The sequence below is a fragment of the Blautia sp. MCC269 genome (assembly GCF_018785655.1).
Classification (GTDB): domain Bacteria; phylum Bacillota; class Clostridia; order Lachnospirales; family Lachnospiraceae; genus Blautia_A.
In genome coordinates this window covers 63,173-77,691 of record NZ_WQQE01000016.1, presented here as the reverse complement: position 1 = coordinate 77,691, position 14,519 = coordinate 63,173, and the positions used below count along the sequence as shown (strand labels likewise).

Below are 14,519 nucleotides of genomic sequence, written 5' to 3'. Positions count from 1 at the left end.
GCGTTATTGCGGCAGGGTCAGCTGTTTGAGCCAACGGCGAGTTCTGGCCCTGCCGCAATGCTTTTAGCCATCTCACGGAATCTTAGTTGTATCCCCCGACGGAGTCCTTGCCCGGACCGATATCCTCTCCCTCTGGCGTACCTCTTTCTCTCCACCCTCACGGAACCCTAGTTGTATCCCCCGACGGAGTCCTTGCCCGGGCCGATATCCTCTCCCTCTGGCGTCCGCTTTTCTGTCCCTCCCACACACAAAAAGAACGCCACCCACCAGGCAGCGTCCTCCCAAATATCCAAATATTACCTCCAGATCCCCCGACGTTTCCGAATCGTATAAAACAACTCATTCTCCATCGCCATAACCTTCTGAATCGGCACACTCCTAAACACCGGCATCTTCATCCTAGTCCTAATCCACCAAAACGAATAAACCGCCAAAACCAGAAAAGTGATCAAAACCACCAACCAGATCAAATTCCTCTCCACAGGATCCGAAGAAATATTCAAAATCATATAACAAGTCCCCACAATACCAATAACCGGAAACACCGGCCCAAAAGGAACCTTGAAACTCCTCGGCACCTTCGGCATCCTCTTCCGGAGAATCAACACATCCACATGCGCCAAAACATAAGAAATCATCCAGAACACCGACCCCACCAGAATCAAAAACGAAATAATAGAAGAAGAATTATTACTGATCAATGCAAAAATAAAAATCGTCACACTGACAAACACAACCCCAAACCACGGAACCCCATGCTTATTCGTCTTCGCAAAAATCCTCGGCATCATATTCATCTTCGCCATACCCTGACAGATACTCGCCAGCCCATTCACCGTAGAATTCTGCGTACTCACAACCGCAAGCGCAGCCACCAGAGTCATCCAGATTTTCCCCACACTGCCAAGAAGATTTTCCCCGTAAAGCAAATGCGGCGCTGGAGAATCCATCAACTCCTGCCAGGGAGTATAATTATGAAAACCAAACACCATGATCGACTGCACACCACAGATCAGAGCAAGACCAATAATCATACCAAGAGGCACATTCCTCTTCGCATTCTTAACACTCTTGGAAACCGGGATCACATACTCCGCCCCGATAAACAGCCAGAACGCCGTAGCCGTAGCAGAAAACAGCTCTGAAGGCTTCGTAGCCATAGTATACGGCTGAGAAACTACCTGACCCGTGCCCAGCTTAAACATACCAATCAGCCCCATGATAATCATAGAACCAACCAAAAGAAACGCAACCAGATCCTGGATCTTTGCAAACATATCCACGCCATGAAGATTCGCAATCATGATCACAATCGTCATCACCAGCGTATACCCGATACTTGGAATCGGCAGCCGGATCGTCTGGGCCATCGCATAGGAAAAAATCGAAGCCTCCACACCAGATGACAGAATATTACAGAGCAGATACCCACCAACCATGGAGATCAATGTAGGAAAAGGCCCAAGGCACGCCAGAGTATACTGTGCCAGACCACCCGTCGTATTCGGCATAATCGCATTCAGCTCCGAAAGCGAAGCCACCGTAGTCATATTTAAAAGGCAGGCAATGATCATAGAAAAAACAAACACAACGCCAACAGTACCTGCACCCTGTCCAAGGGAAACCAGACAGCTTGTGGCAATGACCAAACCTACTGATATAGATACAACACTTCCCAATCCTAATTTCTTATCTTCACTCATAATCCCAAGCACCTCCCCTATAATGAAATGGACATTCGCATTATATAAACATAAGTCATAAAAAATATCCAGCATAAAAACAGGCGAGGATCCGCTTCATCCGCGGACACCCTCGCCTGCTCTATAATACAGACCATCCTTCCATGATCCGCAATCCATCATCTATAAAGCATCTGCCCCTTCATCACCAGTACGCACGCGGATCACATTGTCAATATCATAGATAAAAATCTTACCATCACCGATATGACCGGTATAAAGCTCGTGCTTGATCACATCCACGATCTTATCCACCTGCTCCTTTTTTACCACAACACTGATCTGCTGCTTCGGAAGAAGCTCCATCTCATAATTTTCATCCACTTCATACTCACGGGTACCTTTTTCCACACCACAACCAAGCACCTGCATAACCGTCATACCTCTGACACCGGCTTTGCTGAGCGCAGACTTCAGGCTGGAAAATTTCGCAAGGCTTGTGATGACTTCAATTCTGCATAAACTCATCTTATAATATCATCCCTTTCGGAAAAATCCCGTTATATTTTATACATTAAGTGCTTTCTTTGTATCAGCAAGAGCCTCATCCATTCTGGAAATAACGTCCTTGATATCCTGCTCGGAAATAACAGCTGTAGGCTCAAAACGAATTGTTTTTGCATTAACAAGAGTACCGGCTGTCATGACACGTCTTGCAAACAGACCCTTTGCAGTCTCATAACCAAGCTCACAGGTATGGAACTCAACAGCAAGCATAAGACCTGTACCACGAACCTCCTGGATGATCTCCGGATATTTTTCTGCAAGGCTCAAAAGTCCGGCTTTCAGGATCTCACCTTTACGCTTGCAGACACCCGGGATATCATTTTCAAGCATATATTTGATGGTTGCGATAGCAGCTGCACAGCAAACCGGGTTTCCACCAAATGTCGGGGAACCAAGAAGCCATGGGTTGTCAATCAGATCCTGAACCCACATCTTCGGTTTGCAGATGATACCAGTAATCGGCATGATACCACCACCGAAAGCTTTACCATAAGTCATGATATCCGGTGTAACGCCCTCTGCCTCACATCTCCACATGGTACCAGTACGTCCCATACCAGTCTGGATCTCATCAAAGATCAGCGCTACGCCAGTCTCATCACAGATCTCACGAACCTCCTGAAGATATCCAGCCGGAGGAACGATAACACCAGCCTCGCCCTGAATCGGCTCAAGAATCACACCGGCAACTTTTTCACCAACTGCCTGAAGGTTTACGATTGCTTTTCTAACATCATCAGCAACACCGTACTGTACATGCTGTACCTGCTGTACCATTGGAGTATATGGTGTACGGTATGTACTCTTACCACCCATGGAGATGGCACCCATGCTCTTTCCGTGGAAAGCGCCCACTGTGGAAATGAACCATCTTCCGCCAGTTGCGATACGTGCAAGTTTCAGAGCCATCTCAACAGCCTCTGCACCGCCGTTTGTGAAGAAGCAGTACTGCAGGTCACCAGGAGTGATATCTGCAAGAGCTTTTGCCAGATATCCACGAAGGGGATCAAGAAGCTCCTGAGAATGGAGCGCCTGATGATCCAGCTGTGCTTTAACCGTTTTCAGGATCTCCGGATTTCTGTGACCACAGGTATAAATACCAAATCCACCAAGACAGTCGATGAATTTTTCTCCGTTCAGTCCATAGCAGTAAGCTCCTTCATCCTGCCACTCAAGAACTGCGCCCTGCTCAGAGTCAGAAGAAACAGATTTACGGTATTTCAGCCAGCCCGGGCTTACATAGTTGTCAAAATGATCGATGGTATCTGCCACCATCTGTTTTTTCTCCTCTGCTGGAATATCTTTCATATCTGTGTTGATCAGTCCGATCACTCTGTCAAGATCTTTGATTACCTGTTCGCTCTTTGCCATAATACATTCCCTCTCTTTCTGAAAATCATCCCGCGATCTGCATCTGCATCCTGCGTTCATTCAGGTAAAAAAACAGGCGCATTCGCTGTATTTCTACAACAAATGCGCCTTTGCATTTCGTTTAATTGTTTTTTGAATTGCTTATATTGTACCCCGGTCAGCCAATGTGTACAATTCTTAATTTCTGGCTGTTTATGATTAGTTTCTGGTAGATATACTTATTTTTAAGTATGTCTCTTCTCAGTTTTTCTCGAAATTATCTGCAATATACTCTACGAAAAAATTGGACAGGGCATGATGCAGTAATTTCCGGAAGTGCTGTAATCTGATCAATGTAACTATTGAATAAAAACAGGAATGTATTATACTGGAATCATACTCAGACAATAGGAAAATCAAAAAATTTACAGGGAGGTTTTTTATCATGGAATACAAACGTTTTGGAAACACGATCTATCTTCGACTTGATCCGAAGGAAGAGATCCTGGAGGAGATCGGCAAGGTTGCAGAGAAAGAGAACATCCGCCTTGCACAGGTCACAGGCCTTGGCGCCATCAATGATTTCACTGCTGGCGTATACAACACCGTAACAAAGGAATATCACTCTATTCAGTTTCAGGGAGCTTATGAGATTGTTTCTCTTACCGGTACCGTTACCCGTAAAGACGGCGAAGTTTATCTTCATCTCCACATCGCAGCCGGTGACGAAGAAGGCCTTGTACACGGCGGTCATCTGAACCGTGCCATCATCAGTGCTACCGCCGAGATCCAGATCCAGGTGATCGACGGAGAGATCGGTCGTGAGTTCAGCGAGGATATCGGACTGAATCTGTTTAAGTTCTGATTTTGTCAGAGGGATTTCGACCACTGTCTACTGCTTTACAGTTTAAAATTTCATCACACATAAAAAGGGTGAAACTACTCAGCATAATGCTGTCAGCTCACCCTTTTCTTATTCCGAAAAGCTATACCGACAAATCATCACATCTCCCTGATTCAACCTTCCTACATATACATTGACAAATTTCCCTGTTATGATATACTTTGATGATAAAACTATTTTATATTAAAATCATTTAAAGAACGCAAATGAATGTGAGGATCTGATCATTATGAAGAATTTTAAAATCGGTGATAAACTTACAAGATTTCCCCTGATCCAGGGTGGAATGGGTGTCGGCATCAGCCTTGGCCGTCTGGCAGGCACCGTTGCAAAGGAAGGCGGGATCGGAATCATTTCCACCGCTCAGATCGGCTACCGGGAAAAGGATTTCGACCGGAATACCGAAGAAGCCAACCAGCGGGCTATCCTGTCCGAGATGAAAAAAGCACGCAGGATTTCTCCTGACGGTATCATCGGCTACAACATCATGGTTGCACTGAAGGAGTACGCATCTCATGTAAAAGCCGCTGTCCATGCCGGCGCTGACCTGATCATCTCCGGTGCAGGACTTCCTACAGAGCTCCCTGCTCTTGTCAGCGGAAGCAAAACAAAGATTGCCCCCATCGTCTCAACGGACAAATCTGCAAAGGTTATCCTGAAATACTGGGAAAGAAAGTACAAGCGCACTGCAGACCTTGTGGTGATCGAAGGTCCCCAGGCAGGCGGTCATCTGGGCTTCCACAAGGAAGAGCTGGATTCCTATACACCGGAAGCCTACGACAATGAGATCCGAAAGATCGTCCAGACTGTAAAAAGCTATGCCGCAAAATTCGGCACGGAAATCCCTGTAGTAGCTGCCGGCGGCATCGCCACGCACGAGGATGTAAAGCATGTCCTTGATCTTGGTGTGGACGGCGTTCAGGTCGCCACCCGTTTTATCCCAACGGAAGAATGTGACGCAGACATCCGGCTGAAAGAATCCCTGATCCACGCCGCAAAGGACGACATTGCCATTGTAAAAAGTCCGGTAGGTATGCCGGGACGTGCCATTATGAATCCCTTCATGCAGCACGTCATGGCCGGAGAAAAGATCCCGCACAGTCCCTGCCACCGCTGCCTTGCCAAATGTTCCCCCGGCGAGATCCCTTACTGCATTACAGACAAGCTGATCGCCGCCGTAAAGGGCGACGTGGAAAACGGCCTGCTGTTCTGCGGAGCAAAGGCCTATATGGCAGATAAGATCGAAACCGTGCACGATGTGATCGCTGATCTGTTTGACACAGAATCGGAGTGCATCCGGCTGTCATAAAGATAAACCTGCGCCGCTAGGCGCACCTAAACAAAAAGCCCCTGCTTTCATTGCTTTTCGCAGTGAAAACAGGGACTTTTAGTTTTTCTACCGGTTATCGATCTTTTCCGGGTACATGTCATGCTCTGTCAGACGTTTCCAGGCAATCTCCTCCCATCTGGTTCCGGCTTTTCCGTAATTGCAGTATGGATCAATGGAAATGCCGCCTCTCGGCGTAAATTTTCCCCAGACCTCAATGTATTTCGGATCCATGAGACGGATCAGATCCTTCATAATGATGTTCACGCAATCCTCATGAAAATCTCCGTGATTGCGGAAGCTGAAAAGATACAGCTTCAGAGATTTGCTCTCCACCATTTTTTCACCGGGTACGTAGGATATCGTGATCGTCGCGAAATCCGGCTGTCCGGTAATGGGACAAAGGCTTGTAAATTCCGGGCAGTTAAATTTTACAAAGTAATCGTTGTCCGGGTGCTTGTTCAAAAATGTTTCCAGTACCTCCGGAGCATAATTGTCCGGATATTTTACTTTCTGATTTCCGAGAAGGGTGATCCCTTCTTTTTCCAGGTTTTCTCTGCTCATATTTTTTTCCTTTCTATGGTCAAACGGATATTTATGATCCGATCTATCTGTCAAGTGCCGGATCCTTCACTCCATTGAGCCGGAATGCCTCTGCTCTGTCAATACAGGTTCCACACACACCGCAGGGCTTTTCGCCGCCTTCGTAACAGCTCCAGGTCAGTTCATAAGGAACATTCAGCTCCAGACCGGTTTTTACGACCTCTGCCTTTGTGCAGCTGACAAAAGGCGCCTCAACCTTCAGCTGGCCGCCGCTTCCCTGATAGATCGCCTCGTTGATCGCATTGTGAAACGCACTGCTGCAGTCCGGATATGCATTTCCGGCTGCATCATCCGCATGTGCTCCGTAATAGATCACACTGCAGTTTTTTGACAGCGCAATACTTGCTGCCGAGGAAAGAAATAATCCGTTCCGGAACGGCACATAGGTTGAAACCGGTGAGCCATCGGTTTCCTTCAGCTGCTCTGCATAGCTTTCGTGCGGGATCTCTCTGTTTGAATGCTTCAGCAGCGAGCAGTCACTGTACCGGAAGATCGGCTCCAGATCCAGATAAAGATGCTCCACTCCGTAATATTCTGCTGTTTTTCTGGCAGCCTCGATTTCTTTTGTGTGCTTCTGTCCGTAAGCTACTGTTAATGCAATTACATTCTCTTTTCCATATTTGTTTACGGCAAGCCCCAGGCAGGTGGTGGAATCCACACCGCCGCTTGCAAGTACAAGTGCTTTCATAGCGTTCTCCTTTTCTGCGGTATTTCTTGTTATATTGTGATATGTTTTCCTGTCATACTCCCCGTTTCTGCGGGTCCCAGATCACCTTATGAAGCTGGATCTGAAGCTTTACATCGTTGAGCTTTTTTTCCATAAGGAAATCCACGATCTCCACCGGCTGGATCCTGCCGAAAACAGGGCTGAAATAAACTGCCGTTTTTCCGACCAGCCTGTACTTTTCCAGGATTTCCAGAGCTTTTTCCATATCTCTGCGGCTGCTGACCACGAATTTCAGCGTATCCTCACTGCCCAGAAGCTCCAGATTGGAAAGGAGCATCTCTTTTTCCATGCCGCTGTCCGGTGCTTTATAATCCATGGTAAAGGACGGACGTTTTTTTAATATATGATAAGGCTTCAGATCTACGCTTCCATTGGTCTCAATCTCCACCCGCCGGAATGGATCCTCCAGGATTGCCTCGATCAGCTCCTCCATGCCTTTCCGTAAAAGTGGTTCCCCGCCTGTAAGTGTCACATTTTTTACGCCTGTTTCACGGATCCAGGAAAGGATCTCTTCTTCTGTCAGCCTTTCACTCTCACATCCCGGCTCATTTGCCCAGCTGGTATCACAATAGCTGCACTGAAGATTGCAGCCCTTAAACCGGATAAAAGCGGCAAGCTCTCCTGCCCGTCTGCCCTCTCCGTTGATGCTGACAAATTTCTCTACAACCTGATAGGTACTCATAGCCATACCGCCTCCGTTTCTTCTTCCGTTTCCCGGTAAGCTGCACAGTTATTTGGTGTTTCGTAAACAACAGCTCTTTTTACAGGATAGCCCTTTTCTTCCATTTTCCTGAAAAAATATTCTGAAAAATTCTCTGCTGTAGGGCGAAAGGGAACCTTCACCAGATGAAAGCCTTCCTCATCCAGTGCTTCCAGCGTTTTCGGACGTAATGTATTTTCTTCATAGATCAGCGTGTGATCCATGGAATCTGCCAGCTCCCGAAGATCCTTTTTCAGATCTCCGAAGTCTACCAGCATCCCTCGCCCCTGACCGTTTTTCTCCAGCTTCCGGCTTTCGATCTCAATCTCCACATGCCAGCGATGACCATGGATGTTGGAACATTTGCCGGTGTAACCGGACAGAAAGTGTGCCGAATCGAAATCTGCTTCTGTTTTTAACTGATACATAAATTTTTCCTCCTTCTGGATCTGTCACACCACCCGAATATTTCCATAAATAAAAAAAACCGGGATTCCCGGCCTTGATCCAGTTAAAGTAAAAAAAGGGCAGACCCGCCACGAGTCTGCCCTGATTCTCACATCTTCTTCAGCCCTGGTTTTATTTATAGACAGGATGGTACAAACGAACTGTCTTATATTTAATTTGTATGATATCCCGGCGATACTATCTCAAAAACTCAACTGTATCAGCTCCGGAACCACTGTAAATTTCCTGCGGAACTATCTTCTTCCGCAGCACTTCTTATATTTCTTACCGCTTCCGCACGGACACGGATCGTTGGGATAGATTTTTCTTGCAGATGCCGGCTGCATCGGCATTGCTGTCGGCACAAAGCTGTTCGGCATTGCAGTGTGCGGCTTGCCTGTGGCAAACGGCCATACTGCTCCTGAGATCTCATTCGGTGTGTAACCGCGGAATTCCAGCATTCTTGTGTTATTGTTTGCCTCCATGATCAGCTTTGTAAATTTCTCAAGCTGCTCATCGTTAAACTGGATCCCCTTCTGGTTCAGGTTTTCCATGATCGCTGACATTCTGCCATCCATGGAGCATTCTTTGTAAATAAAGAACAGTACCTGATCCTTCACTGCATCGGAAACCTTCATCTCATCCAGCAGGAATCTGCCCAGTCTCTGGTAAGAAGCAGATTTTGTCGGATAACCGTTTTCGGAATAATCCAGGATCTCATCTACTGACGGAATATAGAATTTCCGTCCGCCCTGACGTCTCTCGATATCCTTGTAGATGTTATTGACCAGTGCGGATTTCAGGATCAGCTGATCCTCCGCAAGCTCACAGATGCAGGCCTTCTCCGGAATGGTATGATACAGCTCGATGAAGCTGTCATATCCGATGTCAAAGCCTTTTCTCTGCTTAAACATCTCATATACGGTCTTTGCCGGTGCAGATACATACAGATAGCTTACCATAATAAGACAATCCTTCAGCCAGTTTACCTGGCTGCGAAGTGTCCGGAATTCCGGTGTATTGATCTGGTCGTAAACAGCTGCAACCTCTGCCGGAACTTCTGCGTAATCATCACTGTAGGAAACAAGGTAGCCCATATCGTTCAGCCACTCTAATGTATTCCACTCATCCTCTGCAACATGGAAGCATTTTCTCTGAATAGCCGCCTCAAAAGCCAGTACTTCCTGATCGTCTGCTACGAGGAAGCTTGCTTTCATAACCTCCGGTTTAAGAACCTCTGCGGCAACCTTTGCGGCGATCTCTTCCTGCTCCATTCCCCTGCAGTGAAGTCCAAGCTCACCTGCAATGCTGAGAAGGTCTTCTTTACGATAGGACATGAGGAAATCTTTTACTGTAGGATTTCTTCTGCTGCCTGTGGCTGCCTCATCTGCTTTTGCAGCTCTGGCTGCTGCCTCTACTGCTGCTACTGTTGCAGCAATGTCTTCCGATGCTTTGGCTGTTTCCGCCTCTGTCTCAACTGCTGCAGTGCATCCCAGCTCCGGTGCCTCTGTCCAGTACGGATCATCCTCACCCTTTACTTCTTTTATAATAGAAGGAGCTTCTGCTGTTCCCTCGTCTTTCTTCTCAATATCAACTCTGTATTCCGGAGCTTCCTTATCCGCGCCATACTGACGGAAGGTAAACCATTTCTCGGAATCCATAAGCTCTGCAGTCTCTGTCTCGCCTGCATTTAATAATGTGAAATTATTCTTTGCTTCTCCGTCACCATTCTCACGGATCTGTACTTTTTTCTGAAAAAATTCAATCTCATATAGGCTGCCTGCCGGATACTGAACCAGTTTTTCAAGCATGGCTGCCATCTTTGCAAATGTAACGTCAGCCGCAACAGTACAGCGTCTCCATACCGGCGGTTTCGTTCCTTTTCTTGTGATTTTTAACTGATAAAACATTCCTGTGTTCCTCTCCTGTAAATATATGCCGGATCAGAAGATACGAATAACTCCTGATCCGGCGTAAGCAACTTCCCCTATGTTATACAAAAACGGAGAAATTGTCAATATTTGAGAGGCTTCTACAACACAATATCATATTTCTCAACCTGGATCACCGCATTTCCGTCACTGTGAAACAGGATCTCATCTGCTTCTACCGGTGTTGGGATCACGGTAGTCGCAGTTTTGCTTCCATCATTGATAAAAAGCTCTATGGAGCTTCGATCCAGGATAAAACGCAGCTTCAGATTTTGTCTGTCATCTGTGATCTGGAGCTTTCTTGTACATACAACATCACGCTGCACCCCGCTCCAGGTTCTGTCGATCTCCAGTATCTGTCTTTTTCGATCATAGGTAAAGACCGTTGTATATTCTTCATTGCGTGCAAGCTCGATCCGGAACTCATTGTACACATCCAATGCTTCCTGATTTGGATTTCCGGAGTTCCTGCTTCCATCCATGATGCCATCTGCGTTCTGCAGTTCCACAGTCAGATCGATCATTCGGCCACGGACGCCTTCAAGGCTTAAGCTCTCACCCACTTTTACATTCTCATAACAGCAACGGTTTTTCCGATAATTCTCAATTTCCCGGACCGGCTTCTGCCAGATCTTTCCGTCACGATATTCCAGCTCTCTCGGAAGAGTCATCATTCCCTGCCATCTCTGCTTTTCCTTGATCACACAGCTATCCCAGGATTTCATCCAGGCGATCATCACTCTTCTTCCATCTGGAAGAAGGGTTGTCTGCGGCGCATAAAAATCAAGTCCGTAGTCCAGACTTACCGGTGCGTCTTTTTCAAATGTATGTTTTTCGCTGTCATAATCTCCCGTAAAATACAGGGAATTATGTCCATTATGAAACTCATACCCTTTTGCCCGCATATGCTGCGGAGAACAGATCAGCACATGTTTATCCCCGAGCGGAAAGAAATCGGGGCATTCCCACATAACGCCGATTTCTCCTGTGGAGTTCTCAGCAAGAATTGTTTCAAATTTCCATTCTTTCAGATCTTTACTGGAAAACAGAACTACCTGTCCCGGAATTTCTTCGCTGCGGCATCCTACGAGCATATGGTATGTTCCGTTATCTTCCCATACCTTCGGATCACGGAAATCAACTCTGCTGCATTTCTCCGGAAGCATATCCCCGGTGACTATCGGATTTTTCTCTACCTTTACATAATCTTTTCCGTCACCCCAGGCAAGGCACTGATTCTGCCGGACTTCTTCTTTTCCATCCGGCAGCTTTTCTGTTGTAACTCCTGTGTAGATCAAAGCCTGTTTTCCATCCGCTTCAATAGCACTTCCGGAAAAGCATCCCTCTCGATCATATTCCTGATCCGGTGCAAGCGCTGCAGGAAGCTGCTCCCATCTGATCATATCCTCCGTCACACTATGGCCCCAGTGCATAGGGCCCCAGTCACGGCTGTAAGGATGATACTGGTAAAAAAGATGTACCTTTCCTTTAAAAACAGAAAATCCATTGGGATCATTGATCCAGCCAACCGGTGCAGATACATGAAAGGCCGGTTTCTCTTCCTGCGGGATATTTTTTGCTTCCTCTATTTCATAAAGACGTGCTTTTTCAAGTTTTTCACTCATACTCTGCTCTCTCTTTCTTTTTTATGTTTCTGACCGGTATCTTTTTCTGTTTTTATTTCTCTGTCTCACTAAGAGACTTCTGATACTGGTCAAAATATTTCTGTTTGATTGCCAGATAATCAGACAGTCCATACTGCTCCATCTTTTTCAGATAGGAATCCCATTCTTTATCGATGCCGCCATTCAGGATCCAGTCTGCTTTTTTCTGTTCCGCATACTTCTTGATATCCGTGTCGTACTGAGATACCTTATTGGTATCATCAATACTCATAAATACATTCGGATACACATATTTACTGTTCATATCCTTAAGATATGTTTCATGCATATTGTCGAGACGCCATTTTGCATCTGCAGGCTCTGTTACATATACATCATAATAATCATTAAGAACTGCCAGCGGTCCGTTAACAGACTGTGCTTCACGAACCTCTACCGGAGATGCGTCTCCAAGATCCATATGCTTCAGCATCTGTCCACCTTCTGCATTTTCAGACATTTCAAAGATATTGAAGGAGTCTTTCTCACCATAAGTACCCCAGTTATTCTGTGGAGACTGGATCGGTGCATACATCTGATCGATCCATGCAGCTGCCAGTGCCGTGTCTCTGCAGCTTGTAGTCAGAACACATCTTCCTCTGTCAAATCCACTGGTCTCACTGTTATTCTGTCTTGTGATATTTACAAGTCCGTCCGGTCCTGCAAGTGCCGGGAGCATCACATAATCTTCATTGTTGTCGATGTTTGCAATATCCCAGGTAAAGCACAGGCCATATCTGTGGTTCTTGCCTTTTGCAACATAGGTAGACCATTCCTGGGTAAATGCCTCCGGATCTACAAGGTTCTCTTCCACCAGCTGGTGCAGCCACTGAATTCCTTCTTTATAGCCTTCCTGCACGGTTGTATAAATAACCGTTCCATCATCCTTTACAGCAAAATGATCACCGGTATCTCCATATCCTTCGCCGAATCCATTAATGAGAATTGCAGGATCCTGGTCTCCATTGTTGATAATGAATGACATTGGAATCACATCGCCTTCAATATCAAACTCTTTTTCCAGTTTATCTGCATTATCACGGAAAGCAATCAGAACCTGCTCCAGTTCATCTGTTGTAGTCGGAACATCCAGTTTCAGATAATCCAGCCATTTTTTATTAATGTAAGGAATATCTCCGATGGCCTGAATGGCTTCTTTTCCTTCACCCAGCTGCTCGATCCACGGGAAAGAATAAATATGTCCGTCCGGTGCAGTACACATGGTGCGGTATTCCGGATATTTTTCAAATGCAGCCTGAAGATTCGGCATATATTTATCGATCAGATTTTCTACCGGAATGATGATTCCCTGCTTTGCATAACGAAGAAGATCATAATCACTCATTCCTGCGTTAAAAAGACCATCCGGAAGATTTCCGAACTGTGCCAGTGCCAGATTCTTTTTGTCATCAAACTGATCCGATACGAAGCAGGTCCAGTCAATATGAACATTGGTCTGCTTTTCCATTCTTTTGAAGATCGTTCTTTCATTGGGGTCCTGAGTAGATGTTGCCGGAGCACTTGTGATAAAGGACAATTCTGCTTTTTCTTTCAGCGGAAACGCAACGTCCTCTACCGGAGTATCCGGATCTGTTTCTGCCTTCATGTGCTCTTTTCCACTTCCACATCCTGCACTGCAGACCATTATAATCGCCGAAAGCCCGATTGCCAATAATGCTTTCATTCTTTTTTTCATCATCTTCAACCTCCAGTCATCAACCTTTTACAGAACCAACCATGATACCCTGATCAAAGTATTTCTGGAAAAACGGATACATGATCAGAAGTGGTAAACTTGACACAATGATGGTTGCATATTTCAGAAGCTCTGCCACCTTTGCCATCTGTGCTGTGCTCTGGATATCTGCGATCATTCCAGGCTGCGGTGTATTCTGTACCAGGATAGAACGAAGTACCAGCTGTAACGGCTGCAGCTTCGCATCATTCAGGTAGATCATGGCATCAAAGTAGCTGTTCCACATTCCGACAAAGGACCACAATGCAAGTACCGCGATGATCGGTTTGCACACAGGCATCATGATTTTGAAAAAGTGCTCGATCTCTGTAGCGCCATCAATAGCAGATGCCTCTCTCAGCTCCTTCGGGATAGACTGATAATAGGTTCTTGCCAGGATCATGTTCCAGACATTAAATGCACCCGGAAGCAAAATAGCCCAGATGGTATTTACCAGATGCAGCTGATTGATCAGGATAAATGTCGGGATCATTCCGCCGCCGAAAAACATTGTGATAAGAAAGATAACATTGAAGAAGTTTCTTCCTACAAATTCTTTCTTTGACATCGGATATGCTGCCAGCAGAGTTACCAGAACTGAAATAATGGTAAACACCAGGGAATAAAAAAATGAGTTTGCAAAGCCTCTTCAGATCATATTATTTTCAAGAACTCTGCGGTACGCATCGATCGTCCACTTCCGCACATCAAAGCTGATCCCCTGGCTGTTCAGCACATTCGGATCCATAAAGGATGCGATCACAACATATAAAAGCGGAACCAGAATGGAAAGTACAAATGCACCCAGAAGTACGTATCCGATTCCTAAAATGGCTTTGTCAGATGCCGAATATTTCTTTTTCTTTGCTTTTGCCATAACAG

The 14,519-nt window shown here is 46.0% G+C and carries 12 protein-coding genes and 1 pseudogene; 2 read left to right on the top strand and 11 right to left on the bottom strand.

Going from position 1 to position 14,519, the window contains the following annotated elements:
• Positions 1 to 296: 296 nt before the first annotated feature.
• The 3 genes from GPK88_RS06530 to GPK88_RS06520 form a co-directional block, all read right to left on the bottom strand.
• Positions 297 to 1,703, bottom strand: a complete 1,407-nt coding sequence (locus tag GPK88_RS06530; protein WP_173762918.1) for an APC family permease — start codon at positions 1,701 to 1,703, stop codon at positions 297 to 299.
• Positions 1,704 to 1,865: 162 nt separating this feature from the next.
• Complete coding sequence (locus tag GPK88_RS06525; protein ID WP_021977944.1) at positions 1,866 to 2,210, bottom strand: P-II family nitrogen regulator; 345 nt, start codon at positions 2,208 to 2,210, stop codon at positions 1,866 to 1,868.
• A 39-nt stretch (positions 2,211 to 2,249) separates the two neighbouring features.
• Entirely contained in the window at positions 2,250 to 3,620 is a 1,371-nt protein-coding gene (locus GPK88_RS06520) for a putrescine aminotransferase (protein WP_148448353.1), read from the bottom strand.
• 424 nt (positions 3,621 to 4,044) lie between these two features.
• Here GPK88_RS06520 and GPK88_RS06515 point away from each other — a divergent pair, with 424 nt between their 5' ends.
• Both GPK88_RS06515 and GPK88_RS06510 read left to right on the top strand, forming a co-directional pair.
• Entirely contained in the window at positions 4,045 to 4,464 is a 420-nt protein-coding gene (locus GPK88_RS06515) for a PPC domain-containing DNA-binding protein (protein WP_148448351.1), read from the top strand.
• Positions 4,465 to 4,732: 268 nt separating this feature from the next.
• Positions 4,733 to 5,812, top strand: a complete 1,080-nt coding sequence (locus GPK88_RS06510; protein ID WP_118170140.1) for an NAD(P)H-dependent flavin oxidoreductase — start codon at positions 4,733 to 4,735, stop codon at positions 5,810 to 5,812.
• An 87-nt stretch (positions 5,813 to 5,899) separates the two neighbouring features.
• Here the strand turns inward: GPK88_RS06510 and queF are convergent, their stop codons facing one another.
• The 8 genes and pseudogenes from queF to GPK88_RS06470 form a co-directional block, all read right to left on the bottom strand.
• The gene (gene queF / locus GPK88_RS06505; RefSeq protein WP_015526640.1) at positions 5,900 to 6,394 is read right to left on the bottom strand and encodes a preQ(1) synthase; all 495 of its coding nucleotides are present in this window, start codon (positions 6,392 to 6,394) and stop codon (positions 5,900 to 5,902) included.
• A gap of 43 nt (positions 6,395 to 6,437) precedes the next feature.
• Entirely contained in the window at positions 6,438 to 7,154 is a 717-nt protein-coding gene (gene queC, locus GPK88_RS06500; RefSeq protein ID WP_294409139.1) for a 7-cyano-7-deazaguanine synthase QueC, read from the bottom strand.
• A 19-nt stretch (positions 7,155 to 7,173) separates the two neighbouring features.
• Positions 7,174 to 7,842, bottom strand: a complete 669-nt coding sequence (gene queE / locus GPK88_RS06495) for a putative 7-carboxy-7-deazaguanine synthase QueE (protein WP_021976185.1) — start codon at positions 7,840 to 7,842, stop codon at positions 7,174 to 7,176.
• Positions 7,839 to 8,288, bottom strand: a complete 450-nt coding sequence (gene queD / locus GPK88_RS06490; protein WP_021976186.1) for a 6-carboxytetrahydropterin synthase QueD — start codon at positions 8,286 to 8,288, stop codon at positions 7,839 to 7,841. Before queD ends, queE begins: the two co-directional genes overlap by 4 nt.
• Before the next feature lie 273 nt (positions 8,289 to 8,561).
• Complete coding sequence (locus GPK88_RS06485) at positions 8,562 to 10,217, bottom strand: YecA family protein (RefSeq protein ID WP_118609179.1); 1,656 nt, start codon at positions 10,215 to 10,217, stop codon at positions 8,562 to 8,564.
• A 122-nt stretch (positions 10,218 to 10,339) separates the two neighbouring features.
• Positions 10,340 to 11,863 carry a glycoside hydrolase family 32 protein gene (locus GPK88_RS06480; protein WP_147603683.1) on the bottom strand — a complete coding sequence of 508 codons (1,524 nt, stop codon included), beginning with the start codon at positions 11,861 to 11,863 and terminating at the stop codon, positions 10,340 to 10,342.
• A gap of 52 nt (positions 11,864 to 11,915) precedes the next feature.
• A complete protein-coding gene (locus GPK88_RS06475; protein WP_420360600.1) occupies positions 11,916 to 13,547 on the bottom strand; it encodes a type 2 periplasmic-binding domain-containing protein in 1,632 nt (543 codons plus the stop codon).
• A 70-nt stretch (positions 13,548 to 13,617) separates the two neighbouring features.
• Positions 13,618 to 14,514: pseudogene (locus GPK88_RS06470) on the bottom strand (carbohydrate ABC transporter permease).
• Positions 14,515 to 14,519 lie beyond the last annotated feature (5 nt).